Annotated in this window: 28 protein-coding genes and 1 pseudogene; 11 read left to right on the forward strand and 18 right to left on the reverse strand. The window is 64.3% G+C overall.

Going from position 1 to position 25,731, the window contains the following annotated elements; all coding sequences use genetic code 11:
• The 3 genes from QSV46_RS30455 to grxD are packed head-to-tail and all read right to left on the reverse strand — an operon-like array spanning position 1 to position 2,215.
• The gene (locus QSV46_RS30455; protein WP_314960357.1) at positions 1-1,287 is read right to left on the reverse strand and encodes a serine hydrolase domain-containing protein; all 1,287 of its coding nucleotides are present in this window, start codon (positions 1,285-1,287) and stop codon (positions 1-3) included.
• A 46-nt stretch (positions 1,288-1,333) separates the two neighbouring features.
• On the reverse strand, positions 1,334-1,885 hold the full coding sequence (locus tag QSV46_RS30460) for an O-acetyl-ADP-ribose deacetylase (protein WP_314960359.1): 552 nt from the start codon (positions 1,883-1,885) through the stop codon (positions 1,334-1,336).
• A gap of 3 nt (positions 1,886-1,888) precedes the next feature.
• Complete coding sequence (gene grxD, locus QSV46_RS30465; protein WP_314960361.1) at positions 1,889-2,215, reverse strand: Grx4 family monothiol glutaredoxin; 327 nt, start codon at positions 2,213-2,215, stop codon at positions 1,889-1,891.
• Between the two features lie 239 nt (positions 2,216-2,454).
• Here grxD and egtB point away from each other — a divergent pair, with 239 nt between their 5' ends.
• Together egtB and egtD are read left to right on the forward strand one after the other, a co-directional pair.
• On the forward strand, positions 2,455-3,753 hold the full coding sequence (gene egtB / locus QSV46_RS30470) for an ergothioneine biosynthesis protein EgtB (RefSeq protein WP_314960363.1): 1,299 nt from the start codon (positions 2,455-2,457) through the stop codon (positions 3,751-3,753).
• Positions 3,754-3,805: 52 nt separating this feature from the next.
• The gene (gene egtD, locus QSV46_RS30475) at positions 3,806-4,777 is read left to right on the forward strand and encodes an L-histidine N(alpha)-methyltransferase (protein ID WP_314960364.1); all 972 of its coding nucleotides are present in this window, start codon (positions 3,806-3,808) and stop codon (positions 4,775-4,777) included.
• 25 nt (positions 4,778-4,802) lie between these two features.
• Here the strand turns inward: egtD and QSV46_RS30480 are convergent, their stop codons facing one another.
• Complete coding sequence (locus QSV46_RS30480) at positions 4,803-5,999, reverse strand: low temperature requirement protein A (protein ID WP_314960618.1); 1,197 nt, start codon at positions 5,997-5,999, stop codon at positions 4,803-4,805.
• 41 nt (positions 6,000-6,040) lie between these two features.
• Positions 6,041-6,277 carry a BolA/IbaG family iron-sulfur metabolism protein gene (locus QSV46_RS30485; protein WP_008139419.1) on the reverse strand — a complete coding sequence of 79 codons (237 nt, stop codon included), beginning with the start codon at positions 6,275-6,277 and terminating at the stop codon, positions 6,041-6,043.
• Positions 6,278-6,473: 196 nt separating this feature from the next.
• Between QSV46_RS30485 and QSV46_RS30490 the strand changes: the two genes are divergently transcribed.
• Positions 6,474-6,833 carry a DUF427 domain-containing protein gene (locus QSV46_RS30490; protein ID WP_314960379.1) on the forward strand — a complete coding sequence of 120 codons (360 nt, stop codon included), beginning with the start codon at positions 6,474-6,476 and terminating at the stop codon, positions 6,831-6,833.
• A 135-nt stretch (positions 6,834-6,968) separates the two neighbouring features.
• Here QSV46_RS30490 and QSV46_RS30495 read toward each other — a convergent pair whose 3' ends face one another.
• On the reverse strand, positions 6,969-7,145 hold the full coding sequence (locus tag QSV46_RS30495; protein WP_314960381.1) for a DUF1328 domain-containing protein: 177 nt from the start codon (positions 7,143-7,145) through the stop codon (positions 6,969-6,971).
• Positions 7,146-7,319: 174 nt separating this feature from the next.
• On the opposite strand from QSV46_RS30495, the gene QSV46_RS30500 reads away from it, so the two are divergent.
• Positions 7,320-8,507 carry an acyltransferase gene (locus QSV46_RS30500; protein ID WP_314960383.1) on the forward strand — a complete coding sequence of 396 codons (1,188 nt, stop codon included), beginning with the start codon at positions 7,320-7,322 and terminating at the stop codon, positions 8,505-8,507.
• Between the two features lie 119 nt (positions 8,508-8,626).
• Here the strand turns inward: QSV46_RS30500 and purL are convergent, their stop codons facing one another.
• The gene (purL, locus tag QSV46_RS30505) at positions 8,627-10,837 is read right to left on the reverse strand and encodes a phosphoribosylformylglycinamidine synthase subunit PurL (protein WP_314960385.1); all 2,211 of its coding nucleotides are present in this window, start codon (positions 10,835-10,837) and stop codon (positions 8,627-8,629) included.
• A 182-nt stretch (positions 10,838-11,019) separates the two neighbouring features.
• Between purL and QSV46_RS30510 the strand changes: the two genes are divergently transcribed.
• Positions 11,020-11,499 carry a PaaI family thioesterase gene (locus tag QSV46_RS30510; protein ID WP_314960387.1) on the forward strand — a complete coding sequence of 160 codons (480 nt, stop codon included), beginning with the start codon at positions 11,020-11,022 and terminating at the stop codon, positions 11,497-11,499.
• On the opposite strand, the gene QSV46_RS30515 is transcribed toward QSV46_RS30510, so the two are convergent.
• A complete protein-coding gene (locus QSV46_RS30515) occupies positions 11,484-11,636 on the reverse strand; it encodes a hypothetical protein (protein ID WP_314960624.1) in 153 nt (50 codons plus the stop codon). The two genes, QSV46_RS30510 and QSV46_RS30515, sit on opposite strands and share 16 nt — an antisense overlap.
• Between QSV46_RS30515 and QSV46_RS30520 the strand changes: the two genes are divergently transcribed.
• A complete protein-coding gene (locus QSV46_RS30520) occupies positions 11,569-12,537 on the forward strand; it encodes a DMT family transporter (protein ID WP_314960389.1) in 969 nt (322 codons plus the stop codon). The two genes, QSV46_RS30515 and QSV46_RS30520, sit on opposite strands and share 68 nt — an antisense overlap.
• Positions 12,538-12,569: 32 nt before the next feature.
• Here QSV46_RS30520 and QSV46_RS30525 read toward each other — a convergent pair whose 3' ends face one another.
• On the reverse strand, positions 12,570-13,166 hold the full coding sequence (locus QSV46_RS30525; RefSeq protein ID WP_314960390.1) for a TetR/AcrR family transcriptional regulator: 597 nt from the start codon (positions 13,164-13,166) through the stop codon (positions 12,570-12,572).
• Between the two features lie 163 nt (positions 13,167-13,329).
• On the opposite strand from QSV46_RS30525, the gene QSV46_RS30530 reads away from it, so the two are divergent.
• On the forward strand, positions 13,330-13,728 hold the full coding sequence (locus QSV46_RS30530; RefSeq protein WP_314960391.1) for a RidA family protein: 399 nt from the start codon (positions 13,330-13,332) through the stop codon (positions 13,726-13,728).
• 31 nt (positions 13,729-13,759) lie between these two features.
• On the opposite strand, the pseudogene QSV46_RS30535 reads toward QSV46_RS30530, so the two are convergent.
• Positions 13,760-14,730, reverse strand: a pseudogene (locus tag QSV46_RS30535) (tripartite tricarboxylate transporter substrate binding protein BugD).
• Positions 14,727-15,428: a phosphoribosylformylglycinamidine synthase subunit PurQ gene (purQ, locus tag QSV46_RS30540; protein ID WP_314960392.1), complete on the reverse strand. Its 702-nt coding sequence runs from the start codon at positions 15,426-15,428 to the stop codon at positions 14,727-14,729. Before purQ ends, QSV46_RS30535 begins: the two are co-directional and overlap by 4 nt.
• A 167-nt stretch (positions 15,429-15,595) precedes the next feature.
• Here purQ and QSV46_RS30545 point away from each other — a divergent pair, with 167 nt between their 5' ends.
• The gene (locus QSV46_RS30545) at positions 15,596-16,612 is read left to right on the forward strand and encodes a magnesium and cobalt transport protein CorA (RefSeq protein ID WP_314960394.1); all 1,017 of its coding nucleotides are present in this window, start codon (positions 15,596-15,598) and stop codon (positions 16,610-16,612) included.
• Between the two features lie 10 nt (positions 16,613-16,622).
• Here the strand turns inward: QSV46_RS30545 and purS are convergent, their stop codons facing one another.
• Positions 16,623-16,865 carry a phosphoribosylformylglycinamidine synthase subunit PurS gene (purS, locus tag QSV46_RS30550; RefSeq protein ID WP_314960396.1) on the reverse strand — a complete coding sequence of 81 codons (243 nt, stop codon included), beginning with the start codon at positions 16,863-16,865 and terminating at the stop codon, positions 16,623-16,625.
• Positions 16,866-16,878: 13 nt separating this feature from the next.
• Positions 16,879-17,646 carry a phosphoribosylaminoimidazolesuccinocarboxamide synthase gene (gene purC / locus QSV46_RS30555; protein WP_172782948.1) on the reverse strand — a complete coding sequence of 256 codons (768 nt, stop codon included), beginning with the start codon at positions 17,644-17,646 and terminating at the stop codon, positions 16,879-16,881.
• A gap of 320 nt (positions 17,647-17,966) precedes the next feature.
• Between purC and QSV46_RS30560 the strand changes: the two genes are divergently transcribed.
• Positions 17,967-18,290 carry a DUF1476 domain-containing protein gene (locus tag QSV46_RS30560; protein WP_314960414.1) on the forward strand — a complete coding sequence of 108 codons (324 nt, stop codon included), beginning with the start codon at positions 17,967-17,969 and terminating at the stop codon, positions 18,288-18,290.
• A gap of 36 nt (positions 18,291-18,326) precedes the next feature.
• Here the strand turns inward: QSV46_RS30560 and QSV46_RS30565 are convergent, their stop codons facing one another.
• Positions 18,327-19,241, reverse strand: coding sequence for a LysR family transcriptional regulator (locus tag QSV46_RS30565; RefSeq protein WP_314960416.1), 915 nt, complete (start codon positions 19,239-19,241; stop codon positions 18,327-18,329).
• 112 nt (positions 19,242-19,353) lie between these two features.
• Here QSV46_RS30565 and QSV46_RS30570 point away from each other — a divergent pair, with 112 nt between their 5' ends.
• Both QSV46_RS30570 and purB read left to right on the forward strand, forming a co-directional pair.
• Positions 19,354-20,166 carry an isocitrate lyase/phosphoenolpyruvate mutase family protein gene (locus QSV46_RS30570; RefSeq protein ID WP_314960418.1) on the forward strand — a complete coding sequence of 271 codons (813 nt, stop codon included), beginning with the start codon at positions 19,354-19,356 and terminating at the stop codon, positions 20,164-20,166.
• 162 nt (positions 20,167-20,328) lie between these two features.
• On the forward strand, positions 20,329-21,759 hold the full coding sequence (purB, locus tag QSV46_RS30575) for an adenylosuccinate lyase (RefSeq protein WP_314960420.1): 1,431 nt from the start codon (positions 20,329-20,331) through the stop codon (positions 21,757-21,759).
• 55 nt (positions 21,760-21,814) lie between these two features.
• Here the strand turns inward: purB and cynS are convergent, their stop codons facing one another.
• The 4 genes from cynS to QSV46_RS30595 all read right to left on the reverse strand — a co-directional run bounded on the left by cynS (position 21,815) and on the right by QSV46_RS30595 (position 25,616).
• Positions 21,815-22,303, reverse strand: a complete 489-nt coding sequence (gene cynS, locus QSV46_RS30580) for a cyanase (RefSeq protein ID WP_314960421.1) — start codon at positions 22,301-22,303, stop codon at positions 21,815-21,817.
• Positions 22,304-22,317: 14 nt separating this feature from the next.
• Entirely contained in the window at positions 22,318-23,241 is a 924-nt protein-coding gene (locus tag QSV46_RS30585; protein WP_314960422.1) for an ABC transporter ATP-binding protein, read from the reverse strand.
• Positions 23,242-23,246: 5 nt separating this feature from the next.
• Complete coding sequence (gene ntrB / locus QSV46_RS30590) at positions 23,247-24,086, reverse strand: nitrate ABC transporter permease (RefSeq protein ID WP_314960424.1); 840 nt, start codon at positions 24,084-24,086, stop codon at positions 23,247-23,249.
• 150 nt (positions 24,087-24,236) lie between these two features.
• Positions 24,237-25,616: a CmpA/NrtA family ABC transporter substrate-binding protein gene (locus QSV46_RS30595; RefSeq protein WP_314960426.1), complete on the reverse strand. Its 1,380-nt coding sequence runs from the start codon at positions 25,614-25,616 to the stop codon at positions 24,237-24,239.
• Between the last annotated feature and the right edge of the window lie 115 nt (positions 25,617-25,731).

Raw genomic sequence — 25,731 nt, forward strand, 5'->3', positions numbered from 1 at the left:
TCACTTTTCCATCGCTTCATAAACCAACTGCTTCAACGTCCGCTGCACGCGCTGGCGCTCGGTCGGGGTCTGCTCCAAGAGAACAAAGAACATGTCCTGCTTGGGGTCGATCACGAAATAGCAGCCGGAGGCGCCGTCCCACTTCAATTCCCCGAGATCGCCGGGCGGCGGCGGCTTTGAGTTGCCGGGATCCGTGCGGACCGCAAGGCCGAGCCCGAAGCCAAAACCGTCGCCGGGGAAATAGAAATAATCGCGGTCGACGCCTGATTTAGGGCCGATCTGGTCGGTCACCATCAGCTTGAACGTCTCGGGCTTGAGAATGGTCCTGCCGTCGAGACTGCCGCCGTTGAGCAGCATCTGTGCGAAGCGCTCATAGTCGGCCATGGTCGTGACCATGCCGCCGCTGGCGAACTGGATCTTCTTGACGACCGTCGGATCGTTGATCCGGCCGACCCGGAAATCGCTGTCGTTCGGCACCGGCTGCGCCAGCAGCTTCTGCTTCTCGGGGTCGGTGACGAAGAAGCCGGTGTCGACCATGCCGAGCGGATCGAGCAGCTTCTCCCGCATGATGTCGATCAGCGGCTTGCCCGCCGCGACTTCCATGACTCTCGCCAAAATGTCGGTGGAATGGCCGTATTGCCACAGCGCGCCCGGCTGATTGTGCAGCGGCAGCTTGGCGATACGCTCGGCGAACTCAGCGAGGTCGAAATCGCCGTCATAGATCTTGGCGTCGCGATAGGCCTTGCGGACCAGGCTGTCGCCATAGAAGCCATAGGTGACGCCGGACGTGTGCGTCATCAGGTCGTGCACCGTCATTGGCCGGTTCGGCGGCACGAGCTCGAGCGACTTGGTGCCGTCGTCCGCTTTCTTCTCGACGCCGACCTTCACATTGGCGAAGGACGGGATGTATTTCGAGACGGGATCGCCGAGCTTGATCTTGCCATCCTCGACCAGCTGCATCGCGACCACCGAGGTGATCGCCTTGGTCATCGAGAACAGGCGAAAGATCGTCCTGTCGGTGATCGGCGCCTTGCTCACCACGTCCTGCACGCCGTAGGCTTCGCGAAAGACCGGCTTGCCGTGCTGCTTGATCAGCACGGTTGCGCCGGCGATCTTGCCGGTCGCGACCTCGTTCCTGAAGAACTCGCCGACCTTGGCGAGCTTCTCCTGGTTGAAATGCGCGCCGGCCGGAATCTCGTAAGTGCCCTCCGCTCGCGCGAACGACATCGCGCCAAGCAACACCAGCGCGCCGCAGACCAGCGCACGCAGTCCAGACTGTGAAATCATCTCCCCTCCCCGGAACATGGTCCGGCGGAGTGTACCGGCAGCGCCATCAGGCACAAGGGCTGCCGTAGCGCGCCAAAACGTCCGTGTGAAGAGCGGCGCTCCTCTCCGAGAAACAACAGAATATGACGCGGGCGACCGAGGGAGCGGTCGGCAGTGCCTCGATAGTCGCATGCACTGCGATCTTCGCGGCCTGGTCGGCCGGAAAGCGATACACCCCGGTCGAGATCGCGGAGAACGCCAGCGAGTTCAGCTGATTGACCTGGCAGAGTTCGAGCGCGCGACGGTAACAGGAGCGTAGCGCCTCGGCCTCGCCGCGGCCACCGCCGTGCCAGACGGGGCCGACCGCGTGGATCACATGGCGCGCGGGCAGAAGGTAGCCCTTGGTGATCTTGGCGTCGCCGGTCGGGCATCCTCCGAGCGTCCGGCACTCGGCGAGAAGCTCGGGACCCGCAGCGTCGTGGATTGCGCCATCCACGCCGCCCCCGCCAAGGAGCGACGTGTTGGCGGCGTTGACGATGGCGTCAACGCCGAGTGTGGTGATGTCGGCAACGATGACCTTGAGCTCGGCGCCGCCAATGCGACGCGTCAGCGTGGTCAAGCCTCAGGCCGCGACAGCGACGCCCTTCTCGGACAAGAGCTGCTGCAATTCGCCGGCCTGGAACATCTCGCGGACGATGTCGCAGCCGCCGACGAACTCGCCCTTCACGTAGAGCTGCGGGATGGTCGGCCAGTTCGAGTATTCCTTGATGCCGTTGCGCAGCTCGGCGGATTCGAGAACGTTGAGGCCCTTATAGCCGACACCGATATGGTCGAGGATCTGGACGACCTGGCCGGAGAAACCGCACTGCGGAAATTGCGGCGTACCCTTCATGAACAGAACCACGTCGTTCGACTTCACTTCGTTGGCGATGAATTCCTCGATGCTCATATCCATGTCCTTCCGGGGCGGAGCCCTCAACGATTCCTTCGGGCCGGCTCAGCCGATCTAACCCGATGCATGGCTATATATGTAGCCCAAACCGTTGTGCATCCAAAGTAAAATGGCGGCGAGAAGCCCCCGGGCGGCAGGTCCCGACCGCCTCGGCCCATTAGATGACGGCCTGAATATCATCACCGGGGAGGACTTTCATACCGTAACGGAGCCCCTATCTAGGACGAACCCGGGTTTTGGAACCGGGTAACGCCAACAACGTTCTCTTGTCCTGTCTGGAGAAAAACGTGACGAAACAAGCCTCCGCTACGGCCAGTCCGCCGCTTTCGTCACAGTCCTCCGACCCGGGCAACCTCGCTCTGCGGCTCGAGCATGCCTTTCTCGCCGTCCGCAACGAGACCGAACGCCATGCCGCGCCGCTCTCGCCGGAGGACCAGCAGATCCAGTCGATGCCGGATGCGAGCCCGGCGAAATGGCACCGGGCGCACACCACCTGGTTCTGGGAGCAGTTTCTGCTCGGCGAGCACGTCCCTGGCTACCGGCCCTTCCACCCCGATTTCGCGTTCCTGTTCAATTCCTATTACGTCAGCGCCGGCCCGCGTCATGCCCGGAATCATCGCGGCGACATTACCCGTCCCAGCGCTAGCGAGGTCGGCGCCTATCGCAGCTATGTCGATACGGCGGTCGTAAAATTCTTCCGCGAGGCCGGTGAGGACAAGCTTCGCGAGATCGCACCGGTGGTCGAGGTCGGGCTCAATCACGAGCAGCAGCATCAGGAGTTGATGTTCACCGACATTCTGCATGCGTTCGCGCAGAACCCGGTCTACCCGGCCTACGATCCGGACTGGCGCTTTCCGTCCGCAACGCGCCCGGGCGAGGATTGGCTGATGCTGAACGAGGGCATCCACACCGTCGGCCATGTCGACGACAGTTTTCATTTCGACAATGAGAAGCCGGCGCATCGCGCCCTGGTCGGACCCGTCAAGATCGCCCGCAATCTCGTCACCAATGCAGAATGGCTCGCCTTCATGCGTGACGGCGGCTACCGGGCCGCAACGCTGTGGTTGATGGACGGCTTTGCCGCCGCCAGCAAGGAAGACTGGCAGGCCCCGGGCCATTGGCGCGAGATAGATGGCCAGTGGCACGTGATGACGCTCGGCGGCGTGAAGCCGGTCGATCCCGACGCGCCGGTCTGCCACGTCAGCTATTACGAGGCCGACGCCTTCGCCCGCTGGGCCGGAAAGCATCTGCCGACCGAGATGGAATGGGAGGTCGCGGCACGCGCCGGCCAGCTCAACGACGCCTTCGGCATCGTCTGGCAGTGGACCCGCAGCTCATACTCGCCCTATCCCGGCTACCGCGCGGTCGAAGGCGCCCTCGGCGAATACAACGGCAAGTTCATGATCAACCAGCTGGTGCTGCGCGGCTCCTCGCTTGCAACCCCCGAAGGCCACAGCCGTATCACCTATCGCAACTTCTTCTATCCGCACCACCGCTGGCAGTTCACGGGACTGCGGCTCGCCGATTACGAGTAAAATTCTCATCCGACGACAAATGCGCGCCGGACAGCGCGTTCAGGAGAGTATCATGAATGTGCACGCCAGCGCTTTGGCCGAAGCCCATCTCCCCGACGAACAGACCACCGCTTTCGCCCGCGAGGCCATCGAGGACCTCTCGCAGCAGCCGAAGAAGCTGTCGCCGAAATATTTCTACGACGCGACCGGATCGGAGCTGTTCGAAGCGATCACGCGCCTGCCGGAATATTATCCGACCCGCACCGAGCTATCGATCCTGACGGAGCGCGGCAGCGAGATCGCGAAGATCATTCCGGAGCATGCGGCGCTGGTCGAGTTCGGCGCCGGCGCGACGACGAAGGTCCGCCTATTGCTCAACCACTGCAAGTTCGCGGCCTATGTGCCCGTCGACATCTCCGGCGACTTCCTGAAGGCACAGGCGAACGGCCTGAAGCGGGATTTTCCCTCGCTCGGCATCTATCCGGTGGCGGCCGACTTCACCACGCCGTTCGAGCTGCCTAAGGCGGTCGCATCGATGCCCAAGGTCGGCTTCTTCCCCGGATCGACCATCGGCAATTTCGAGCCGCAGGAGGCCCAGGCCTTCCTGAAGAGCGCACGCCAGATTCTCGGCCGGGGCGCGCAGATGATCATCGGCGCCGACCTCGAAAAGGACGAACGCGTCCTCCACGACGCCTATAACGATGCCGCCGGCGTCACCGCGCGCTTCAACCTCAATGTGCTGGTGCGCATCAACCGCGAGCTCGGCGGCAATTTCGACCTGTCCGGCTTCACCCATCGCGCGATCTACAATCGCGAGCGGCACCGGATCGAGATGCACCTGATCAGCAAGAAGAACCAGACCGTGCGCCTGCTCGGCACCAGCTTCTCGTTCCGCCCCGGCGAGAGCATCCACACCGAGAACAGCTACAAATACAGCCTCGAGCGCTTCGCCGTGCTGGCGCAGGGCGCGGGCTGGCGCGTGCGCGAAAGCTGGACGGATGCGGCCAGGATGTTCTCGGTGCACGCGCTGGAGGTCGCGGAGTAAGCGCTCCGGGGCCAGTGGCGCCGGGTCAATGCTCCTCCTCGGCCTGTTCCGGAGAGGTCCCCAGCGACACCGACTCCCACACCGCGACCACGATCAGGATCCCCGTCGTCGCGACTGACAGCCAGAGCGGCGACAGGTCGGCGGCGAACCACCACAGCACCGCGAGCGCGATGATGCCGATGCCGTGCGAGAGCTGGAGAAAGCCGCGGATCGCGTGCTTGAATAGGATGGTGCCGACCAGGAACACCAGCGGACCGCCGATCGTGCTGACGATGATCCTGATATCGGAATGGCCGCCCGGATGCTTCAGCACCAGCTCGTCCGACACCGCGGTCAGGATGATGCCGGCGATGATCGGCATGTGCAGATAGGTGTAGGCGAGCCGCGCCAGCCGGCCGGATTCGGTGGATTTCGAGATGCGCTCGGCGCCGGCTTCGGCGCCCTTGTGGAAATAGATCCACCACATCGCGATGGCGCCGGTAAGCGCTGAGACGAAGGCGAGCATGTTGTCCGCGGTCCAGTCCAGCTCGGCAAAGGTCGCGCCGTTGACGACGACGGCCTCGCCGAGCGCGATGATGACGAAGAGAGAACATCGCTCGGCCATGTGGCCGCCTTCGACGGCCCAGGCCTCGACAGACGAGAAGCCCAACTTCGGGACCCAGAAGCGCGCTGCGGGCGAGACGTATTCGATCGTCAGCGCCGCGATCCAGAACCACAGCCGCGCGTCGTCATGCGCAAGCCCTCCGAGAACCCAGAAGATCGCGGACGCCGAGAGCCAGACCAGGATACGGATCGCGTTGTGCCGCACCGCAGTCCGGTGGCGCGGCGTTGCCAACATCCAGAACGCGGTGCGGCCGACCTGCATGGTCGCGTAGGCGATCGCGAACCACAGGCCACGCCCCTCGAACGCTGTCGGGATCGTCGTCGACAGCACGAGGCCGCCCAGCATCATCAGGAAGATCAGGATGCGGACCGGCGTCAGTTCGGGATTGAGCCAGTTGGTGACCCAGGCGGTGTAGACCCACACCCACCACACCGCCAGAAACAGCACCGCAACGTGCACCGCGCCGAGTGGCGTGAAATGGTGCAGCAGCGTGTGCGAGACCTGCGTGACGGCGAAGACGAAGACGAGATCGAAGAACAGCTCGACATTGGTGACGCGGCTGTGCTGGTTCGGCACGATGACGCGAAACATCGCGCCGCGCGGATTGTCCGCAGCCATCATCGTCCCCCGTCGCGCTGGTCAGGCCAGGTGCAACTCCGTCAAGTACCTGGTACCCCGGTTTGCAGCGCCAGCGCGTGCAGCACGCCGCCCATCTGGCCTTGCAGGGACTGATAGACGATCTGGTGCTGCTGAACGCGGGACTTGCCGCGGAACGATTCCGAGATCACGGTCGCGGCATAGTGGTCGCCGTCGCCGGCGAGGTCACGGATCGTCACCTCGGCATCGGGGATCGCTGCCTTGATCATCGCCTCGATATCGTGGGCGTCCATGGGCATTCGGGTCGTGCTCCTTGTCTCGGCTGCAATCAGCCTCGTCGTCGAATCGCTGCCGGGGTCCCCTTGCCGACAGGGCCAAACTTAGCGTGAACGGCCTTCTACGTCACGCTTTCCGGCACTATATCCCTGATCGCACCGGGATAAAGACACGACAAAGTGCCGCGCGCGGCAGATTGATGGAAAAAGGCGTGAAATCATGAAGCTTCCAGGGCCCGACCACCCCATCACCATCACCCCGAACCCGCGCCGCGTCCGCGTCACGGCCGGCGACATCGTGATCGCCGAGACCAGCAAGGCGCTGACGCTCAAGGAGGCCAAATATCCGGCGGTGCAATACGTGCCGCGGGAGGACACCAACATGGCGCTGCTCGAGCGTACCGACCGCGTCACCCATTGCCCCTACAAGGGGGATGCGAGCTATTACAGCGTCAAGGCCGACGGCAAGACGCTGGATAACGCGATCTGGACCTACGAGACACCGTTCCCCGCGATGACCGGGATATCCGGCCATCTTGCCTTCTATCCGGACAAGGTGAAGATCGAGGAAGTGGGGTAAGCCACCCCACGTTGCTACGACGTCATGGCCGGGCTTGTCCCGGCCATCCACGTCTTTGGCTGTAGCGATATGGAAGACCGCGGATGCCCGGGGCAAGCCCGGCCATGACGATTGTGCGTGTAGGAGCAGCCCGAGCTACGACGCCCTGAAGATCGTGAGCCCGAGTATCAGCAGCACCAGGAAGATCACGACGAAGACGTAGAACAGGAAGCGGGCGATATCGGCGGAGGCGGCCGAGATACCGGTGAAGCCGAGCACGCCGGCCACGATCGAGATCAAGAGAAAGATCAGCGCCCATTTGAGGATCGTCATCGCCAGCTCCAGATTGGTACCGCTTTCGCAGCCCTCAAGCCCTTTGGCGAACGCTAACTTCGCTGCGGGGAACTGGTTCCTAGCGGTTGTGGACCACGCGGCGCATCCCAAACGAGGCTTGCTGAATCGAGTTCCCGGCGGCACAGTCCCGCCAGGGCAGGAGCGCGGGCGACCATGGTCACGATGTCACATTCAGCGATGATCGGCGCGGAAGCGCATGCCGCGCCGAAGGCCAGGGCGCGCAACGTCTCGCTCGACCGCGCCCGCACCTTCCTGACGCTGGTGGTGCTGCTGCATCACGCCGTGATCCCCTATACCTATTTCGGTCACACTGATCCGGCGTCCTTTGCCGGTTTCGACATGATCGTGCTCGCCACCGACAGCTTCTTCATGGCGATGTTCTTCTTCCTGTCGGGCCTGTTCACCTGGCCCGGCATCGCGCGCAAGGCGCCATCGGTCTTCCTGCGCGACCGCCTGCTGCGGCTGGGGCTGCCGTTCGCGATCGCGGCCCTCACCGTCATTCCGCTCGCCTATTACGCGATCGCGCTGCGGCACGATCCGGAGCTGAGCTTCGCTTCCTTCTGGTGGACGACGGTCACATCGGGCCCGTGGCCGAGCGGCCCGATCTGGTTCGTATGGGTGCTGCTGGCGTTCGACCTCACCGCGAGCCTGCTCTACCGGGTCTCGGCCCATCTGGTCGATCCGGTCAATCGTGTCTCGCTGCGCGGATTCGAGCAGCCGGCCGTGTTCTGGCTGCTGCTCGCCGTCGTCAGCGTCATCGTCTACGTGCCGGCGCTGCTCTATTTCGGCGGCAGCAGATGGTTCGAGTTCGGGCCGTTCTCGGTACAGGCCAGCCGCATCCTGCTCTATTTCGCCTATTTCTTCTTCGGCGTCAGCGTCGGCGCGGCGAATTTCGATCGCGGCATCCTCAGCCCGGACGGCCAGTTGCCGAAAAGCCGCTGGACCTGGGCGATCATCACGCTGATCCCCTACTGCCTGATGTGGGTCCTGATCTACATCAAGCGCGAAATTCTCGGCAACCCCGACCCGCTGCCGCACTGGTACCTGGCGATCTACGGCACGTGCGTCGTGCTGTTCTCGGCCTCGATCCTGCTGGCGATCCTCGCCTTCTTCCTGCAGCAGACCTCGCCGGGGCCTGGCCTGCTCGACCGCATGCAGGCGGATGCCTATGGCATGTTCCTGGTGCACTACCCGATCGCGCTTTGGATCCAGTATGCGTTGTACGATTACAGCCTGCCGGCCATCGTGAAGGCCGCGGTCGGCTTCGTGCTCACGGTGCTGCTGAGCTGGGGACTGACGGCGGGCCTACGGAAGATTCCGGGCGCCTCGCACGTGTTGTGAGATTTGAGAGTCTGTAGCCCGGATGGAGCGCAGCGCAATCCGGGGCGTTTCCTCATCGAGCACTGTCCCGGATTACGCTGCGCTCCATCCGGGCTACGGGACTGAGCTGTGGCGACGCCCTACGCCGCCTTCCCGCCCATATATTCCGGCAGCCAGCGCTCGAACGAGGTCCGCAAGCTGTCGATCGTTACAGGCGCTTCGCCGGCGATCGCGATCGCATCGCCGCCGGTGGTGCCGATCCGCACACAGGGCACCTCGCAGCCGCGCATTTTGGCGAGCACGCGGCCGGCTTCGGTTTCCGGAACGGTGACGAGATAGCGCGCCTGGTCCTCGCCGAACCAATAGGCCTGCGGCACCAGCGCGGTCGGTGCCGCCAGCAGCTTCGCGCCGATGCCACTTGCCATCGCCATTTCGGCAAGCGCGATCAGCAGGCCACCGTCCGAGAGATCGTGCACGGCGGTCGCGGTGCCCGCATGGATCATGCCGCGCACGCAATCGCCGTTGCGCTTCTCGGCGGCGAGATCGACCGGCGGCGGAGCGCCCTCCTCGCGGCCGCAGATGTCGCGCAGGTAAACCGACTGGCCGAGCCAGCCGTGGGTCTCGCCGATCAAAAGAATCGCCTCGCCTTCGGCCTTGAAGGCGAGCGAGGCCGACTTGGTGAAATCGTCGAGCAGGCCGACACCGCCGATCGAGGGTGTGGGCAGGATCGCGCGGCCGTTGGTCTCGTTGTAGAGCGAGACGTTGCCGGAGACGACCGGGAAATCGAGCGTGCGGCAGGCTTCCGAGATCCCCTTCAGGCAGCCGACGAACTGGCCCATGATCTCGGGCCGCTCAGGGTTGCCGAAATTGAGATTGTCGGTGATCGCGAGCGGCTTGCCGCCGACCGCGGTGATGTTGCGCCAGGCTTCCGCCACCGCCTGCATGCCGCCTTGATAAGGATCGGCCTCGCAATAACGCGGCGTGACGTCGACGGTCAGTGCCAGGCCCTTCGGCCCGTCCTGCACGCGCACCACGGCGGCGTCCCCGCCGGGACGCTGCACGGTGTTGCCGAGGATGACGTGGTCGTACTGCTCCCAGACCCAGCGCTTGCTGCACATGTCGGGCGTGCCGATCAGCTTCTCCAGCGCCGCACCGACGCCCATCGGCGCCGGCACCTCGCGCGCGTGCACGACCGGCAGCGCGGCGGAGGGGACATGCGGGCGGTCATAGAGCGGTGCCTCGTCGCCGAGCTCCTTGATCGGCAGATCGGCCATGACGTCGCCGCCATGCTTGACGACGAAACGCTTGCTCGGCGTGGTGTAGCCGACCACGGCGAAGTCGAGGCCCCACTTTTTGAAAATGGCCTCGGCTTCCTTCTCCTTCTCGGGCTTGAGCACCATGAGCATGCGCTCCTGGCTCTCCGAGAGCATCATCTCGTAGGCGCTCATGCCGGTCTCGCGGGTCGGCACCGCGTCGAGATCGAGGTCGACGCCGAGATCGCCCTTGGCGCCCATCTCGACCGCCGAGCAGGTCAGCCCCGCCGCGCCCATGTCCTGGATCGCGATGACGCAGCCCTTCTCCATGATCTCGAGACAGGCCTCTAACAGCAGCTTCTCGGCGAAGGGATCGCCGACCTGCACGGTCGGGCGCTTCTCCTCGGACTTGTCGTCGAACTCGGCGGAGGCCATCGAGGCACCGTGGATGCCGTCGCGCCCCGTTTTGGAGCCGAGATAGACGATCGGCATGTTCACGCCGGAGGCGGCTGCATAGAAGATCTTGTCGGCATCGGCGAGGCCCACGGCCATCGCGTTGACGAGAATGTTGCCGTCATAACGGGTGTGGAAGCGCACCTGGCCGCCGACCGTCGGCACGCCGAAGGAATTGCCGTAGCCGCCGACGCCGGCGACGACGCCGGAGACGAGATGCCGCGTCTTGGCGTGCTCGGGCGCACCGAAGCTCAGCGCATTGAGGCAGGCGATGGGACGCGCGCCCATCGTGAACACATCGCGTAAAATGCCGCCGACGCCGGTGGTCGCGCCCTGATAGGGCTCGATATAGCTCGGGTGGTTGTGGCTCTCCATCTTGAAGACCACGGCCTGGCCATCGCCGATGTCGATCACGCCGGCGTTCTCACCCGGGCCTTGGATCACCCAGGGCGCCTTGGTCGGCAGGCCGCGCAGATGGATGCGCGAGGATTTGTACGAGCAGTGCTCGTTCCACATCGCCGAGAAGATGCCGAGCTCAGTGAACGTCGGCTCCCGCCCGATCAGCTTCAGGATGCGCTCATACTCGTCGGGCTTGAGCCCGTGGGCGGCAACCAGTTCCGGGGTGATCTTGGGTTCGTTCTTCATGGATTCCAGGCTTTCGGCGGCGGTTGGCCGTTCTTAGGAACATCGGCGGCTCACGAAAAGCCCTTTATGGCGCATTTTCCCGCTGTCCCACGTTTTGCGGCAGGCCGGCGCGGGAGGGGAATTGCACCGCGCTGACGGATCGGATTTAAGGACAAACGACCCGTAATTGAAGGCCCATTTCCTTGCACGAATTGACCAAAACGGCCCCTCCCGGGCGCCCGGACCTCCACGTCGCCACCGAGGGGGAGTTCAAGGGCTGGCAGACCTGGATCCGCGACAGCTTTGAGAACCATATCGGCCCCTTCTGGCACAGGTTCGAGGCGGACGGCCGCGTCCGCTGCGCCTTCCGGGTCGAGAAAAAGCACCTAAACGGCTCCCAGAACGTTCATGGCGGCTGCTTCATGGCCTTCGCCGATTACTGCCTGTTCGCGATCGGCCGCCATGCGCTCAACGGGCGGGGCGTGACGGTCAATTTCGCCTGCGAATTCCTCGACGCGGGACATGACGGCGAGCTGATCGAGTGCACCGGCGAGGTCACCCGCGCCGGTGGCTCGCTGATCTTCCTGCGCGGGGAGATGATGGCCGGCGAACGCCGTCTGTTCACCTTCTCCGGGACGATCAAGCGGGTGAAGCGGAAGCCGCAATCTCAGCCGGACGCATAGCTCGACGCCTTCCCTTTTGGTGCGCCCTCGCCCAGAGTTAGCGCTGTCGCGCCGGGGAGCAGAAACAAGGTGCCGCAGAGCACATCGCCGACGGGCCGCAGCACCGCGGCCTCCGCAGCAGCGCAATTGCCGTCCATGCCCAGCACCGGAGCGCGCAGCTGGCGCGACTACGCGCTGCTGTTCGCGCTCGCCTGCTGCTGGAGCTCCACCTATCCGCTGGCCAAGCTCGCGCTCGACACGATCCCGCCCGTCACCTTCATCTCGGCGCGCTCGCTGATCGCCGCCGCCTTCCTGTTCGCGATCCTGTGGATACGCGGCATCAAGCTCCCGACGGACGTGAAAGCCTGGAAGCTGTTCGCGACCCAGCAATTGATCAACTCGACCTTTCCGTTCCTGGTCATCACCTGGTCGCAGCAATATGTGCCCGCGTCGAACACGGTGGTGCTGGCCTCGACGACGCCGATTTTCGCCTTTCTGATCACCTCGCTGATCACGCGTCACGAGCCGGCGACGCTGCTCAAGCTCGCAGGCGCAATTCTCGGCCTCGCGGGCACCATCGCCATCGTTGGCCTCGACGCGCTGCGTGGCCTCAGTAGCGAGATCGTGGCCGAGATTGCGACCCTGCTCGCCACCATCTCCTTTGCCTGCGCGACGATCTTCGGCCTCAGGCTGTCCGAATACGACCCTATGGTGGTGGCGACCGGCTCGCTGCTGTTCGGCGGCCTCGTGCTGCTACCGCCCTCGCTCATCATCGATCAGCCCTGGACGCTGCATCCGACGTTTGAGGCGATCGTCGCCACCATCGTCATGGGGATCGTCTCCAGCGCACTCGGCTTGATGCTGTTCTACGTCTGCCTCGGCCGGCTCGGCACGCTGACCACCAACGCGCAAGGCTATCTGCGCATCCCGATCGGCGTGGGATTGTCCGTGCTGCTGCTCGGCGAGAGCGTGCCGGCGAACCTCGCGCTGGGACTGCTGCTGGTGATGGCCGGCGTTGCCGCAATGACGGTGCCGGCGGAAAGGCTGAAGTGGCGGTAGCAAGGGTCATCCACTCCATTGCATTACGCTCGTCAAACCGCCTTGCGCAGCAATCCGCTCGCCAGCTCTCGAAACGCGTCAATGGCCTTGGTCAATACGTCCGGCGGATCGTCGGCTGCAGCGACCCATAACGCGGCGCTGAGCGCGGCGCCGTTCAGCAGCCGTCCTGCCGCTTCGACATCAACCGGCTTCACGATCCCCTGTTCGATCAGCGACCGGATCGTTCGCACGGTGATTTCAAGGCAGGCGTTCTCGCCGGGCCATTTGGATGGATCGCCGAGCACGGCAGGCCCATCCAGCAGCATGATACGCTGGATCTCGGGATCGAGCGCCATCTCGATATAGGCGCTGCCCTCCGCGAGCAGGCCTTGCCACAAGGTCGGCGCTTGCTCACGGACCGTGCGGAGCCGCTCCGCCATTTCGCCGTCGATCTGCTCGACGACGGCCCAGAGCAGCCCCTTCTTGTCTTCGAAGTTGTGATACAGCGCGCCCCGGGTCAGTCCGACTGAAGCAGTCAGTTCGTCCATTGAGGCGGCTGCATAGCCCTGTGTGGCAAACGCCTTGCGCGCGGCGCCGATGAGCTTGGCCCGACTTTCCGCCATCGCCTCGGCGCGTTTCCCCTTCGCCATGCTTCCCCAACTCCATTTGCCGACCTTACGACCCTATTGACATACGAGCCGTATGTGAGGCATATTTCACATACGTTACGTATATGAACAGATCGCGGAATGCCAGTGGCAGGCGCTGCCAACCACAGCCGCGACCGCCATTCCATCGATAAAGGATCCAGACATGCCCAAGCGCGACGCAATCTTTCCCGCCGGCCGCCACGCGCTGTATGAAGCGCACCGCTATTCGGCCGCGATCCGGTCCGGCGACCTGCTCTTCGTCTCGGGGCAGGTTGGAAGTCGCGAGGACGGCTCGCCCGAGCCGATGTTTGAGGAACAGGTCCGGCGCGCGTTCGCCAATCTGCGCGCGGTGCTCGCGGCTGCCGGATGCACACTGGACGACGTGGTGGACGTCACCACGTTCCATACCGATCCGGCCACGCAGATCGAGAAGGTATTGGCCATTCGCGCCGCGGAGATCGGTGAGGCACCTTATCCAAACTGGACGGCAGTCGGAGTGAATTGGCTCGCCGGGTTCGACTTCGAGATCAAGGTGATCGCCCGCATTCCTGCAGCCGGGTAGCGTTCTCGGTGGCGACCGTCAAAAGGCGCTATTACTTGGCGTCGTCGGCCAGCATCTTGCGGTACTTCTCGACGTCGCGCGTCACGAGCTTTTGCAGCACCTCGGGCGTGTGTTCGTCGGGATCGGGCGCGACGGTCGACAGATCGGCAAAGCGCTTCTTCACCGCATCCGTCTCTACGGCCGTGCGCGCCGCGGCGTTCAGCCTGGCGATGACGGCCGGCGGCGTGCCCTTGGGCGCGAACAGGCCATTCCAGCCCTGCGCCTCGAATTCGGGCAAGCCCGCTTCAGCCGACGTCGGCAGGTCAGGCAGCGTGGCAAGCCGCACGGTCGAGCCGACCACGAGCCCCCTCACCAGCTTCTCGTTGATCGACTGCGAGACCGAGGCCGCGGCATCGCAGACGCCGTCGATCTGGCCGCCGATCGCATCCGTCAGCGCGGGCGCGGCGCCACGATAGCCGACCAGCGTCGCGTCGATACCGCGGCCGTCACGAAGCTCTTGCAGATGAGGTAGTTCGACGAGCCGACGCCGGCGTGGCCGAGATTGATCTTGCCCGGGTTCGCCTTGGCGTAAGCGATGAACTCCTTCAGGTCCTTCGCCGGAAAATCCTTGCGCACGGCGATGATACCGAACGTCTTCGCGACCATTCCGATCGGCACGAACGACTCGGGCGTGAACGGCAGCTTCGGATAGATCGTGTAGGTCGCGGCATTTGTGCCGGCATTGCCGATCGCGATAGTATAGCCGTCAGGCTCGGCGCGGGAGGCACGCGCCAGAGCGGTCGAACCGCCGGCGCCGGCGACGTTCTCGATCACGATGGTCTGGCCGAGCGCAACGCCCATCTGCTCGGCGACCGTGCGGGCGATCACGTCCGACGTGCCGCCGGCAGCGAACGGCACGATCATGGTCACAGGACGTTTGGGGAAATCCTGCGCGAACGCGGCAGTCGCAAGCGACAGCACCGCGATCGCGGAAAGAGCACGCTTGAGCACGAACGAGATCACGCGGCCTTTTCCAGGTGCTGGACGAGGCCGGCGAACAGGCCGCGGCCGTCGGTGCAACCCATGATGTCTTCGACGTGGTTCTCCGGATGCGGCATCATGCCGAGCACGTTGCCCCCGTCATTGACGATGCCGGCGATGGACTGCGCAGCGCCATTGATGTTGTGGGCCTCGTCCACCACGCCTTCGGCGGAGCAATACCGATAGAGCACCCGCCCGTCGCCCTCGAGCCGCTTGATGGTCTCTTCATCCGCCTCGTAATTGCCCTCGCCATGGGCGACGGGCACGCGGATCACCTGGCCGGCATTGTAGCCGCGGGTGAACGGCGTGTCGGAACGCTCAACGCGCAGATGCACGTCATGGCAGATGAACTTCAGCCGCGCATTGCGCATCAGCACGCCCGGCAGCAGGCCGGATTCGCAGAGGATCTGAAAGCCGTTGCAGACGCCGAGCACGAGGCCGCCTTTGGCCGCATAGTCGCGCACCGCATCCATCACCGGCGACCGTGCCGCAATCGCGCCACAGCGCAGGTAGTCGCCATAGGAGAAGCCGCCGGGCACAACGATCAGATCGGTTCCTGCCGGCAGCGAGGTCTCGGCATGCCAGACCATCGCGGGCTCGCTGCCCGAGATCAGCCTCAGCGCGCGCGCCATGTCGCGCTCGCGGTTGATTCCGGGAAAGACGAGGATGGCGGCTTTCATGGCAGAGGTTCCGACGGTGGCGGGAATCGGGCTGGCCAACGGGCCAAATCGTGAGGAGACATAACCATTTGACGGGGATTTTACCAGTGCTAGCGTTGCGGAACGGCCTTGTACACAGGCCATGGCCCGCTCGTCTTCGACCGACCGATTTGCCCGGGATTGAAGCCATGAATGTCCCGTCGCTGCCCGCATCCCTCTCCGAGCCGGTGTCCGCCGAGGGCGTCATCGCCGCCGGGGCCTATGTCGATGGCCGGCGCGTTGCCAATATTGCCATCAGCGAGGCCTCGAGCTGGCGGGCGAAACCGGGCCACGTGGTCTGGATCGGCCTGCACGAGCCCGACATGGCACTACTCAGCGCGGTGCAGAAGCAGTTCGACCTGCACGAGCTCGCGATCGAGGATGCCAACCACGCTCATCAGCGACCGAAGATCGAGCAATATGGCGAGGCCCTGTTCATCGTGGCGCGCACCGCGCAACTGGTCGAGGGTCGGATCGCCTTCGGCGAGACGCACATCTTCGTCGGCGAAGGCTATCTGGTCTCGGTGCGCCACGGCGCCTCGACGTCGTACACGCCGGTGCGCGAGCGCTGCGAAAGCTGCCCGCGGGCGCTGGCGCGCGGCGAGGACTACATCCTCTACGCCATCCTCGATTTCATTGTCGACAATTACTCGCCAGTGCTCGAGAGCATTCACGAGGAGGTCGAGGGCATCGAGGACGACGTGCTCTCCCAGCCGATCAGCAAGGCGCAGATCGAGCGGCTCTACATGCTGCGCCGGGACCTGTTGCGGCTCAGGACCGCGATCGGCCCGCTGGTCGAAGTCTGCCGCCGGCTGGAGCATGACGAGCTTGCGATGGTCCGGCAGACCATGCAGCCGTTGTTCCGCGACGTCACCGACCACGTCCGCAACATCCAGGAGCGCATCGATTCCATGCGCGAGGTGCTGGCCTTCGCGTTCGAAGCAAGCCTCCTGGTCGGCCAGGCGCAGGAGACCGCGGTCTCCAAGAAGCTCGCCTCCTGGCTCGCGATCATCGCGATCCCGACCGCGCTGGCGGGCATCTACGGCATGAACTTCAAGCACATGCCGGAGCTGGAGTGGGAGTACGGCTATTACCTGCTGCTCGGCGTGATGCTGACGGCGTGCGGCTCGCTCTATTGGCGTTTTCGTCGGGTCGGATGGCTGTGAGCCATCCCGTTCACCCGAGCAGCTCCACCCGATAGTTCTCGATCACGGTGTTCGCCAGCAGCTTGTCGGCGGCCTCCTTCAACGCGGCCTCGGCCTTGGCCTTGTCGGCACCGGCGAGCTCGATGTCGAACACCTTGCCCTGGCGGACGCTGGCAACGCCGTCGACGCCGAGCGACTTCAGCGCACCCTCGATGGCCTTGCCCTGCGGATCGAGGATGCCGTTCTTCAAGGTAACGGTAACACGTGCCTTCACGTCAAAACCCTCTTCAGCTCTTCACCAGCACCGGGCCAGTGCCCTGCGGACGCTCGTTCTCCATGAGGATGCCGAGGCGCTTTGCGACTTCGGTATAGGCCTCGAGCAGGCCGCCGAGGTCGCGGCGGAAACGGTCCTTGTCGAGCTTCTCGTTCGACTTGATGTCCCACAGGCGGCAGCTGTCCGGCGAGATCTCGTCGGCGACGATGATCCGCATCATCTCGTTCTCGAACAGGCGACCGCACTCCATCTTGAAGTCGACGAGACGGATGCCGATGCCGAGAAAGAGACCGGTCAGGAAGTCGTTGACGCGGATGGCGAGCGCCATGATGTCGTCGATCTCCTGGGGCGTCGCCCAGCCGAACGCGGTGATGTGCTCTTCCGACACCATGGGGTCGTTGAGCTGGTCGTTTTTGTAATAGAATTCGATGATCGAACGGGGGAGTTGCGTGCCCTCCTCGATGCCGAGCCGCTGCGACAGCGAGCCGGCGGCGACGTTCCGCACCACCACCTCGAGCGGCACGATCTCGACCTCGCGAATCAACTGCTCGCGCATGTTGAGGCGGCGGATGAAGTGAGTCGGCACCCCGATGTCGTTGAGGTGCTGAAACAGGTACTCCGAGATCCGGTTGTTGAGGACACCCTTGCCCTCGATCACCTGATGCTTCTTCGCATTGAACGCGGTGGCGTCATCCTTGAAGTGCTGGATCAGGGTACCGGGCTCGGGACCTTCGTAAAGAACCTTTGCCTTGCCTTCGTAAATGCGACGCCGACGGCTCATGGGGATGTACCGTGTTTTGTTGAAATCCATGTATTTGGTGTGCTCCGGTTACCAGGTTACGACCCACAGCGGAGCTGCCGTGAACGACCTGGAACCCCGTCTATAACCCTTGGAAACAGAACAGGAACCAAGCCTTCAGGCAACCTATCCGATTGGCTGTCCCAGCACAATCGATCCGGTTCATCCGATGCCAACTTATACCGCCTTGCCTGCGGCTTAACGGCTCGTTGTTTTGCCGATTCGTGCTCCTTATCTAGGCATGCGCCGGCACTCTCGCAACGAGGGCCGCCGGGTCCGGTCAGCAGGGAATTGGAAAAGGCATGAGCGAGATCAACAAGCGTCAGGAAGGCTTCGAAAAGAAGTACGCCCTCGATGAGGAGCAGAAATTCAAGGCGGAAGCCCGCCGCAACCGGCTGCTCGGGCTGTGGGCGGCCGAAAACCTCGGCATCACCGGCGATGCCGCGACCGCTTATGCCAAGGAAGTGGTCGCGGCCGATTTCGAGGAAGCGGGCGATGCCGACGTCCTGCGCAAGATCGCGGGCGATTTCGCCGCCAAGAACGTCGCCGTCACCGAACAGGCGATTCGAGCCAAGATGAGCGAGCTGCTCGCGGTGGCCGCGGCCGAGGTGAAGGCCGGGAAATAGACCGGTCGCGCGTGGCGAATAGAGCAACTCTATTCGCTACCTCGCCGCCTGCTTTTTCGAAAACTCCCGCCGGATGATGTCCAGCAGACGCCGCGAGGCGGCACTCAGGAAGCCGCCCCGCCGGGTCACCGCAACGATATCGTGAGTTGCGGTGAGATCGCCGACGCGAATGGTCGCGATCGCCGCCGCCTCCAGCTCCTCCGCGGCGTTGCTCTGCGACAGCAGCGCGATACCGAAGCCGGCTTCGACCAGGCGCTTCTGCGCGGTGAGACTATCGACCGCCGTCCACTCGATCTCGCCGAATCCTGCGGTCTGGAACAGCGCGAAGACGTGCGAGGCCGTGATCTCGCGGCGGCCCGGCACTTCCGGAAACGCGATCCATTTTTCGCGGCGCAGATCCGCGAGCTTCGCCACCCGCTTGCGCGCCAGCGGATGATCCGGCGCGCACACCACCTGCAGCGGCTCGGCAAACAGCAGCTCGCAATCCAGATCCGCCGAGCGACCGCGGTCGTAGCGCAGGCCGACGGTCGCTTCCCCGCGCCGGACGAGATCACTGACCTCGGCGCTGGTCGCCGTGCGCAGCGTCAGCGCGACATTCGGGTGCCGGCCGGCGAAGCGCTTCAGCACCTTGGAGAGCTTGCTCCCCGCGAGTGTGCCGGTCACCGCCAGCGAAACCGGCCCGGCGCTGTCGCGCAGCAGCGCCCGCACCGCGTTCTCGGCGTCCTGCGCCGCCGCCACCGCACGTTCGGCATAGGGCACCATGACCCGGCCGGCATCGCTGAGCCGCGTCTTGCCCGCGACCCGCTCGAACAGGGGCACGCCGAGCTCCTGCTCCAGAAGCGCGATGCGCCGTGAGATCGCCGGCTGAGAGCGATGCAGCGCCTTGGCCGCATTCGAGATGCCGCCGCGCCGGTGCACCACCAGGAACGTGTTGAGCGCGTCGCTATCCATGCCGGACCTCATGCAAAAAACTGATGATATGGAGAGAAATAACAAATTTGTCTGATGGGGGAAATCGCCCTATCCCTATTGCCGCCACGACGACGGACAAACAGGAGCCCCCATGCGCACCCAGGCCGACAAGGCAGCAAGATTTCGCGAACTTCATCAGCGGCCCGGCGCTTTCATCATTCCCAATCCTTGGGATGCCGGCACCGCAAAGCTGCTCGCTTCGATGGGTTTCGAGGCGCTGGCGACGACGAGCCTTGGCCTTGCCAACACGCTCGGCAGCACGACCGTCAGCCTCGACGCCATCCTCGAGAACTGCCGGACCATCGCCGAGGCGACCGACCTTCCCGTCAATGCCGACCTCGAAAATTGCGGCGCCGACGATCCGAGCACGGCGGCAAGGGCGATCACGCGCGCGGCGGAGGCCGGCTGCGTCGGCGGCTCGATCGAGGATTTTACCGGCGACCCCCGCAAGCCGATCTACGATTTCTCGCTCGCGGTCGAGCGCGTGCAGGCCGCCGTCGAGGCGGCACGCGCACTGCCCTTCCCGTTCACGCTGACGGCCCGCGCCGAGAACCTGCTAAAGGGCCAGAACGATCTCGACGACACGATCCGGCGGCTGCAGGCCTTCGAGGCCGCCGGCGCCGACGTGCTGTATTCGCCTGGCGTCCACGACATCGAGACCATCCGCACCGTCGTGGCGTCAGTCAAGAAGCCCTTCAACCTGGTGATGGGCTTTGCCGATCCGACGCTGACCGTCGCGCAGATCGCCGCCGCCGGCGTCAAGCGCATCAGCGTGGGCGGCGCCATGGCCCGCGTGGCGCTGGCGGCGTTCCTCAAATGCGCTCGCGAGATGAAGGATCAGGGCGCCTTCACCTATGTGCGCGAGATGGCACCGATCAGGGAGGTGCGGGCGGCGTTTGACTGACCGATCCCGGCCGTCATGGCGTGGCGCGCCGGCAACCGGCCGGCGCGAACAGGCCGGCTGCTTTCGATTTCCGGAGGAGGATTGTGGTCCCATCCGGGATGATGGCGCCTGCAGGCGGCTCGAGGCTTGCAGCCGGCCTCCAGCAATGCCAAATGAGCGACCATGACCCAGGATCACATCTCGAACGTCCTTGCCGAACGCTATGCCTCGCCCGCCATGCGCGCCATCTGGAGTGGCGAAGGCAAGGTCCGCCTGGAGCGCGACTACTGGATCGCGGTCCTGAAGGGCCAGCGCGATCTCGGTATTCCGGTGCCGGATGGCGTGATCGAGAGCTACGAGCGGGTGAAGGACCAGATCAACCTGGACTCCATCATGCGTCGCGAGCGCGTCACCCGCCATGACGTCAAGGCGCGCATCGAGGAGTTCTGCGATCTGGCCGGTCATGAGCACCTGCACAAGGGGATGACCAGCCGCGACCTCACCGAGAACGTGGAGCAGCTCCAGGTCTATCGCGGACTGCAGCTGATCGAGACCAAGAGCATCGCCGCGCTGATCCGTTTTGCCAAGCACGCAAGGCAATTGCGCGACATCCCCTTCACGGCGCGCACCCACAACGTGGCCGCGCAGGTCACGACGCTCGGCAAGCGCATCGCGATGTTCGGCGAAGAGATGCTGCTGGCGCATCAGAGCCTGGTCAACGTGCTGCAAACCTATCCCGCGCGCGGCTTGAAGGGCGCGGTCGGCACGCGTCTCGACCAGATCACCCTGTTCAACGGCGATGCCGGCAAGGCGCGCGCCCTCGAACAACGCATCCTCGTCCACCTCGGCCTGCCCAAGAGCTTTGATGCGGTCGGCCAGGTCTATCCGCGCAGCCTCGACTTCCGTGCGGTCAGCGTGCTCGTCGATCTCGCCAGCGGGCCCGGCAGCTTCGCCAAGACGTTGCGCCTGATGGCGGGCCATGAGCTCGCCAGCGAAGGCTTTGCGAAGGGCCAGGTCGGCTCGTCCGCGATGCCGCACAAGATGAACAGCCGCTCCTGCGAGCGCATCAACGGCCTGCATGTGGTGCTGAAGGGCTATCTCGCCATGGCCTCAGGACTCGCCGGAGATCAGTGGAACGAAGGCGACGTCTCCTGCTCGGTCGTCCGCCGCGTGATGCTGCCCGATGCCTTCCTCGCCATGGACGGCCTGCTCGAAACCCTGCTCTCCGTACTCGACCAGATGGAAGTGTTCGACGCCGTGGTCGCGACCGAGCTCAATCGCTATCTTCCTTTCCTGCTGACCACCACGGTCATGATGGAGGCGGTCAAGAAGGGCGCCGGCCGTGAGGGGGCGCATGAGGCGATCAAGGAACACGCCGTCGCAGCCATTCGCGACCTGCGCACCGGCAAGATCGTGCAGAACGATCTGCTCCAGCGTCTCGCCGCCGACCCGCGTCTCGGCTTGAGCGAAGCCGAGCTTCAGCGCGTGCTCGACCACGGCCGCGCCAATTCCGGCGACGCGCCCGCTCAGGTCGACTACTTCGCCGAGCAGGTCGACGCTCTGGCAAAGACCAGGCCCGAAGCAGCCAGCTACGCGCCCGGCGCGATCCTCTAAGCGAATAGTGAGTGGCGAGTAGCAAAGATCCATTCGCAACCCGCCATTCGCCCCCTCATTCCTCCTTGAAGCCATACTCCGGCACGTTGCCGCTGGCGCCGTAATATTTGTACGGCAGAAACTTGCCGCTCATGGTGATCTTGACGCGGTCACCCTTCGGGTTGGCAATGCGCTCGATCCCCATGTCGAAGTCGATCGCCGACATGATGCCGTCGCCGAACTCCTCCTCGATCAGCGCCTTCCAGGCCGGACCGTTCACCATCACCATCTCGTAGAAGCGATAGATCAAAGGATCTGTGGGCGGCATCGGCGTGCCGGTGCCGCGCATCGGCACCTCGTTGAGCATCGCGGTCTCGGCTTTCGACAGGCCGAACAGCTCGCCGGCATTGGTGGCCTGCGGTTTTGTCAGCTTCATCTGTCCCATGATCGCACCGACGATCAGCACCTCCGAATAGCCGCCGATCTTCTCGCAGATGTGTTTCCAGCTCCAGCCCTTCTCGCGCTTGATGTCGAGCAGCTTCTCGGTGAGGTCTTCGCGCTTCATTTTGGGTCTCCTCTCTATGCAGTCAGTCCGGGACTGGTCCCGGGTGTCCAGGTCTGTCGTTGCTCTTCGCCGTTCGACGCGATCGTCAGTCCGGGCTTGGCGATGTGCACCACGGGCACATTGCGTGGATCGTGATCAGGATTTTCGACGGCGAAGGTCTTGCTACGCGTCACCAGGAAATCGACGATGTGGTTGCGGAGCGCGTAGTACAGCGGATGGCGGTGCAGATCGGTGCGCCCGCGATCCCTGGGCAGCGGATTTTCCACGACCTCCGCCAGCACCGCACCGGGGCCGTTGGTCATCAGAAAGATCTTGTCGGCGAGATAGATCGCCTCGTCCACGTCATGGGTGATCATGAACGCGGTCTGCCCGGTCTCCAGACAAATCCGCCGCACCTCGTCCTGGAGCGTGCCGCGCGTCAGCGCGTCGAGCGCCGAGAACGGCTCGTCCATCAGCATCATCTTCGGCGTGATCGAGAGCGCACGGGCGATGCCGACACGCTGCTTCATGCCGCCCGACAGCTCCGACGGCCGCTTGTGCTCCGAACCGGTCAGGCCGACGAGATCAATAAAGGTCTGCGCATGCGCCTTGACCCTGGCGCGATCCCAGCTCCGCCATTTCGAGCTCACGGCATAGCCGACATTGCCGAGCACGGTACGCCAGGGCAGGAGCGCATGGCTCTGGAAGATCACGGCACGGTCGAGGCTGGTGCCGGAGATCGCCTGCCCGTCGACGATGACGGCGCCCTCGCTCGGCGCATCGAGACCGGCGAGGATGTTGAGCACGGTGGTCTTGCCGCAGCCGGAATGGCCGATCACGCAAGCGAACTCGCCGCGCGGCATCGACAGCCACAAATTCTCGAACACGGTGGTCGTGCTGCCGTTTGCGCCGGGATAGCGCTTGGCGATGCCTTCGATGGAGATGAACTTGTCGGTCACAGCCACTACTCCGGAAACGTGACCATGCGCGTGAAGCGCGCGAGGATCTGGTCGAGCAGCATGCCGACGACCCCGATCAGCAGGATCGCGATGATGACGTTGGTGATCGAGAGGTTGTTCCACTCGTTCCAGACGAAGTAGCCGATCCCGGTGCCGCCGACGAGCATCTCGGCCGCGACGATCACGAGCCAGGCGATGCCGATCGAGATGCGCATGCCGGTCAGGATCGTCGGTGCCGCCGCCGGCAGGATCACGGTGAAGGCGCGCCTGAAGGTGCCGACCTCCAGCGTCCGTGCGACATTGATCCATTCCTTGCGGACGCTGGCGACCCCGAACACCGTATTGAGCAGCATCGGCCAGATCGAGCAGATGAAGATGACGAAGATCGCCGAGATCGAGGAATCCTTGATGGTGTAGAGCGCGAGCGGCATCCAGGCCAGCGGCGAGATCGGCTTCAGCACCTGGATGAAGGGATCGAGCGCCTTGCTGAGCAGCGGCGACATGCCGATCAGGAAGCCGAGCGGGATCGCGACCAGCACGGCGAGCAGATAGCCGGTGCCGACGCGCGCGATCGAATAGCCGAGCTGGATGCCGAGCCCCTTGTCGTTCGGCCCATTGTCGTAGAACGGCCGCTTCACATGCTCCCAGAGCTTAGCGCCGACGTCGAACGGCCCGGGCATGGCGGATTTGCCCTGCGTCGCGCTCAGGCCCATCAGCTTGGCGTATTCCGGGCTCATCGCCGCGGTGGCGCCGGTCGAGCGCGTGGCGAGATGCCAGATGCCGAGGAATGCCGCGAGCAACACGATCGAGAGCAGACCGGCGCGAAGGCGAAGGGAGGATGTCATCTCAGCGCGCTACCCTCTTGTCCCGGGCGCGGCGCAGCACGAAGTGATGCGACGCAGAACCGGGACCCGTGCGGCCCTGACTGGGTCCCGGCTCGGCGATGCACCACTTCGTGCTGCATCGCGTCCGGGACACGAAAGCGGCGCCCATCCTCACGACGCCTTCCTGATCTTGAAGCTCGCGACGTAATCCTCCGGCGTGGCGGGATCGAAATTCTTGCCCATCACCGCGAACGATTTGTACGCACTCGCCGGCGGCGACAGGCCCATCTCGGTCATCAGCTTCCGGGTGTCGGTGGCCAGATACACCTGCTCGGCCACCGCTTTGTAGTCGACGTCGCCCTTGATCTGGCCCCAGCGCTTCATCTGTGTCAGCATCCACACCGCAAAGGATTGCCAGGGGAACGGATCGAAATCGACGCGCTTGGCATCGGTCTTCACCCCGCCGAGACCGTCGGCGTAGGTGCCGGTCAAAACCTGCTCCAGCACCGTCACCGGCGCGTTGATGTAATTGGCGGGCGCGATGGCCTCGGCGATCTGCTTGCGGTTCTCCGCCTTCGATGCGTAGGCGGTGGCATCGACGATGGCGCGGGTCAGCGCCGCAAAGCTGTTCGGCGCCGTCGTGATGAACTCGCGGCTGGCGGCGAAGCTGCAGCAGGGATGGCCGTCCCAGATCTCCTTCGACAACAGGTGCATGAAGCCGACGCCGTCATAGATCGCGCGCTGGCAGACGTTGTCGGGCGCGAGGAAGCCGTCGATGTTGTCGGCACGCAGATTCGCGACCATCTCCGGCGGCGGCACCGAGCGGAGCTGCACGTCGGTATCCGGATCGAGCCCATGCTCGGCGAGATAGTACCGCAGCAGGTAATTGTGCATGGAATAGTCGAAGGGGATCGCGAACTTCATCCCTTTCCAATCTTTTGGATCGCGCTTGTCCTTGTGCTTGGTTGCCAGCACGATGCCCTGGCCGTTGATGTTCTCGATTGCAGGCACGGCGAAGGGAATGGCGTTGGCACCGAGGCCGAGCGAGATCGCGAGCGGCATCGGGGCCAGCATGTGCGCGGCGTCGTATTCCTTGTTGATGGTCTTGTCGCGGATCACGGCCCAGCCGGCGGTCTTGACCACGTCGACGTTGAGGCCGTGCTTGGCATAGAAGCCGAGGGGAGCAGCCATGATGATCGGCGTCGCGCAGGTGATCGGGATGAAGCCGACCTTGAGGTCCTTCTTCTCGGGCGTGCCGGCCTGCGCAAACACCTCGGTCGCCGTCTTCAGCGGAAAGAATTGCGACAGCGCGGCAAGCGCGGTCGAGGCCCCGACCGATTTCAGGAAGGCGCGCCGCGCCACATCCTGCGGAAACATGGCGCGCATGACGGCGGAGGCGACGACGCCTTCGTAACGCGTCTCCTCGCTCTCGACGGGAGCACAGCGCAACGCCGTGGCCTGCTCATGCTCGGCCGCGGATTGGTGCTGGCCACAGGCACAGCCGGCTCGGAGGTTGCGATCGGGATCAAACGGATTGTCGAAAGTGGACATCGGACCTCCTGCGCGTCATTGCAGGATGAATTACGCAAGGAGCGTGCCACCGCGATCGCCCGGGCCACCGCCTTGATGACGCAGGGATTTCGCTCGCCCTTGGTCGCTACGAAAA

The organism is Bradyrhizobium cosmicum, assembly GCF_032290525.1.
GTDB lineage: Bacteria > Pseudomonadota > Alphaproteobacteria > Rhizobiales > Xanthobacteraceae > Bradyrhizobium > Bradyrhizobium cosmicum_A.

Excerpts from the sequence above, each read along its gene's own strand:
- QSV46_RS30455 (WP_314960357.1), bottom strand. The coding sequence starts at position 1,287 with ATGATTTCACAGTCTGGACTGCGTGCGCTGGTCTGCGGCGCGCTGGTG.
- grxD (WP_314960361.1), bottom strand. The coding sequence starts at position 2,215 with ATGAGCATCGAGGAATTCATCGCCAACGAAGTGAAGTCGAACGACGTG.
- egtD (WP_314960364.1), top strand. The coding sequence starts at position 3,806 with ATGAATGTGCACGCCAGCGCTTTGGCCGAAGCCCATCTCCCCGACGAA.
- QSV46_RS30480 (WP_314960618.1), bottom strand. The coding sequence starts at position 5,999 with ATGGCTGCGGACAATCCGCGCGGCGCGATGTTTCGCGTCATCGTGCCG.
- QSV46_RS30485 (WP_008139419.1), bottom strand. The coding sequence starts at position 6,277 with ATGCCCATGGACGCCCACGATATCGAGGCGATGATCAAGGCAGCGATC.
- QSV46_RS30490 (WP_314960379.1), top strand. The coding sequence starts at position 6,474 with ATGAAGCTTCCAGGGCCCGACCACCCCATCACCATCACCCCGAACCCG.
- QSV46_RS30495 (WP_314960381.1), bottom strand. The coding sequence starts at position 7,145 with ATGACGATCCTCAAATGGGCGCTGATCTTTCTCTTGATCTCGATCGTG.
- QSV46_RS30500 (WP_314960383.1), top strand. The coding sequence starts at position 7,320 with ATGGTCACGATGTCACATTCAGCGATGATCGGCGCGGAAGCGCATGCC.
- purL (WP_314960385.1), bottom strand. The coding sequence starts at position 10,837 with ATGAAGAACGAACCCAAGATCACCCCGGAACTGGTTGCCGCCCACGGG.
- QSV46_RS30515 (WP_314960624.1), bottom strand. The coding sequence starts at position 11,636 with ATGGACGGCAATTGCGCTGCTGCGGAGGCCGCGGTGCTGCGGCCCGTC.
- QSV46_RS30525 (WP_314960390.1), bottom strand. The coding sequence starts at position 13,166 with ATGGCGAAGGGGAAACGCGCCGAGGCGATGGCGGAAAGTCGGGCCAAG.
- QSV46_RS30530 (WP_314960391.1), top strand. The coding sequence starts at position 13,330 with ATGCCCAAGCGCGACGCAATCTTTCCCGCCGGCCGCCACGCGCTGTAT.
- purQ (WP_314960392.1), bottom strand. The coding sequence starts at position 15,428 with ATGAAAGCCGCCATCCTCGTCTTTCCCGGAATCAACCGCGAGCGCGAC.
- QSV46_RS30545 (WP_314960394.1), top strand. The coding sequence starts at position 15,596 with ATGAATGTCCCGTCGCTGCCCGCATCCCTCTCCGAGCCGGTGTCCGCC.
- purC (WP_172782948.1), bottom strand. The coding sequence starts at position 17,646 with ATGAGCCGTCGGCGTCGCATTTACGAAGGCAAGGCAAAGGTTCTTTAC.
- QSV46_RS30560 (WP_314960414.1), top strand. The coding sequence starts at position 17,967 with ATGAGCGAGATCAACAAGCGTCAGGAAGGCTTCGAAAAGAAGTACGCC.
- QSV46_RS30565 (WP_314960416.1), bottom strand. The coding sequence starts at position 19,241 with ATGGATAGCGACGCGCTCAACACGTTCCTGGTGGTGCACCGGCGCGGC.
- QSV46_RS30570 (WP_314960418.1), top strand. The coding sequence starts at position 19,354 with ATGCGCACCCAGGCCGACAAGGCAGCAAGATTTCGCGAACTTCATCAG.
- purB (WP_314960420.1), top strand. The coding sequence starts at position 20,329 with ATGACCCAGGATCACATCTCGAACGTCCTTGCCGAACGCTATGCCTCG.
- cynS (WP_314960421.1), bottom strand. The coding sequence starts at position 22,303 with ATGAAGCGCGAAGACCTCACCGAGAAGCTGCTCGACATCAAGCGCGAG.
- ntrB (WP_314960424.1), bottom strand. The coding sequence starts at position 24,086 with ATGACATCCTCCCTTCGCCTTCGCGCCGGTCTGCTCTCGATCGTGTTG.
- QSV46_RS30595 (WP_314960426.1), bottom strand. The coding sequence starts at position 25,616 with ATGTCCACTTTCGACAATCCGTTTGATCCCGATCGCAACCTCCGAGCC.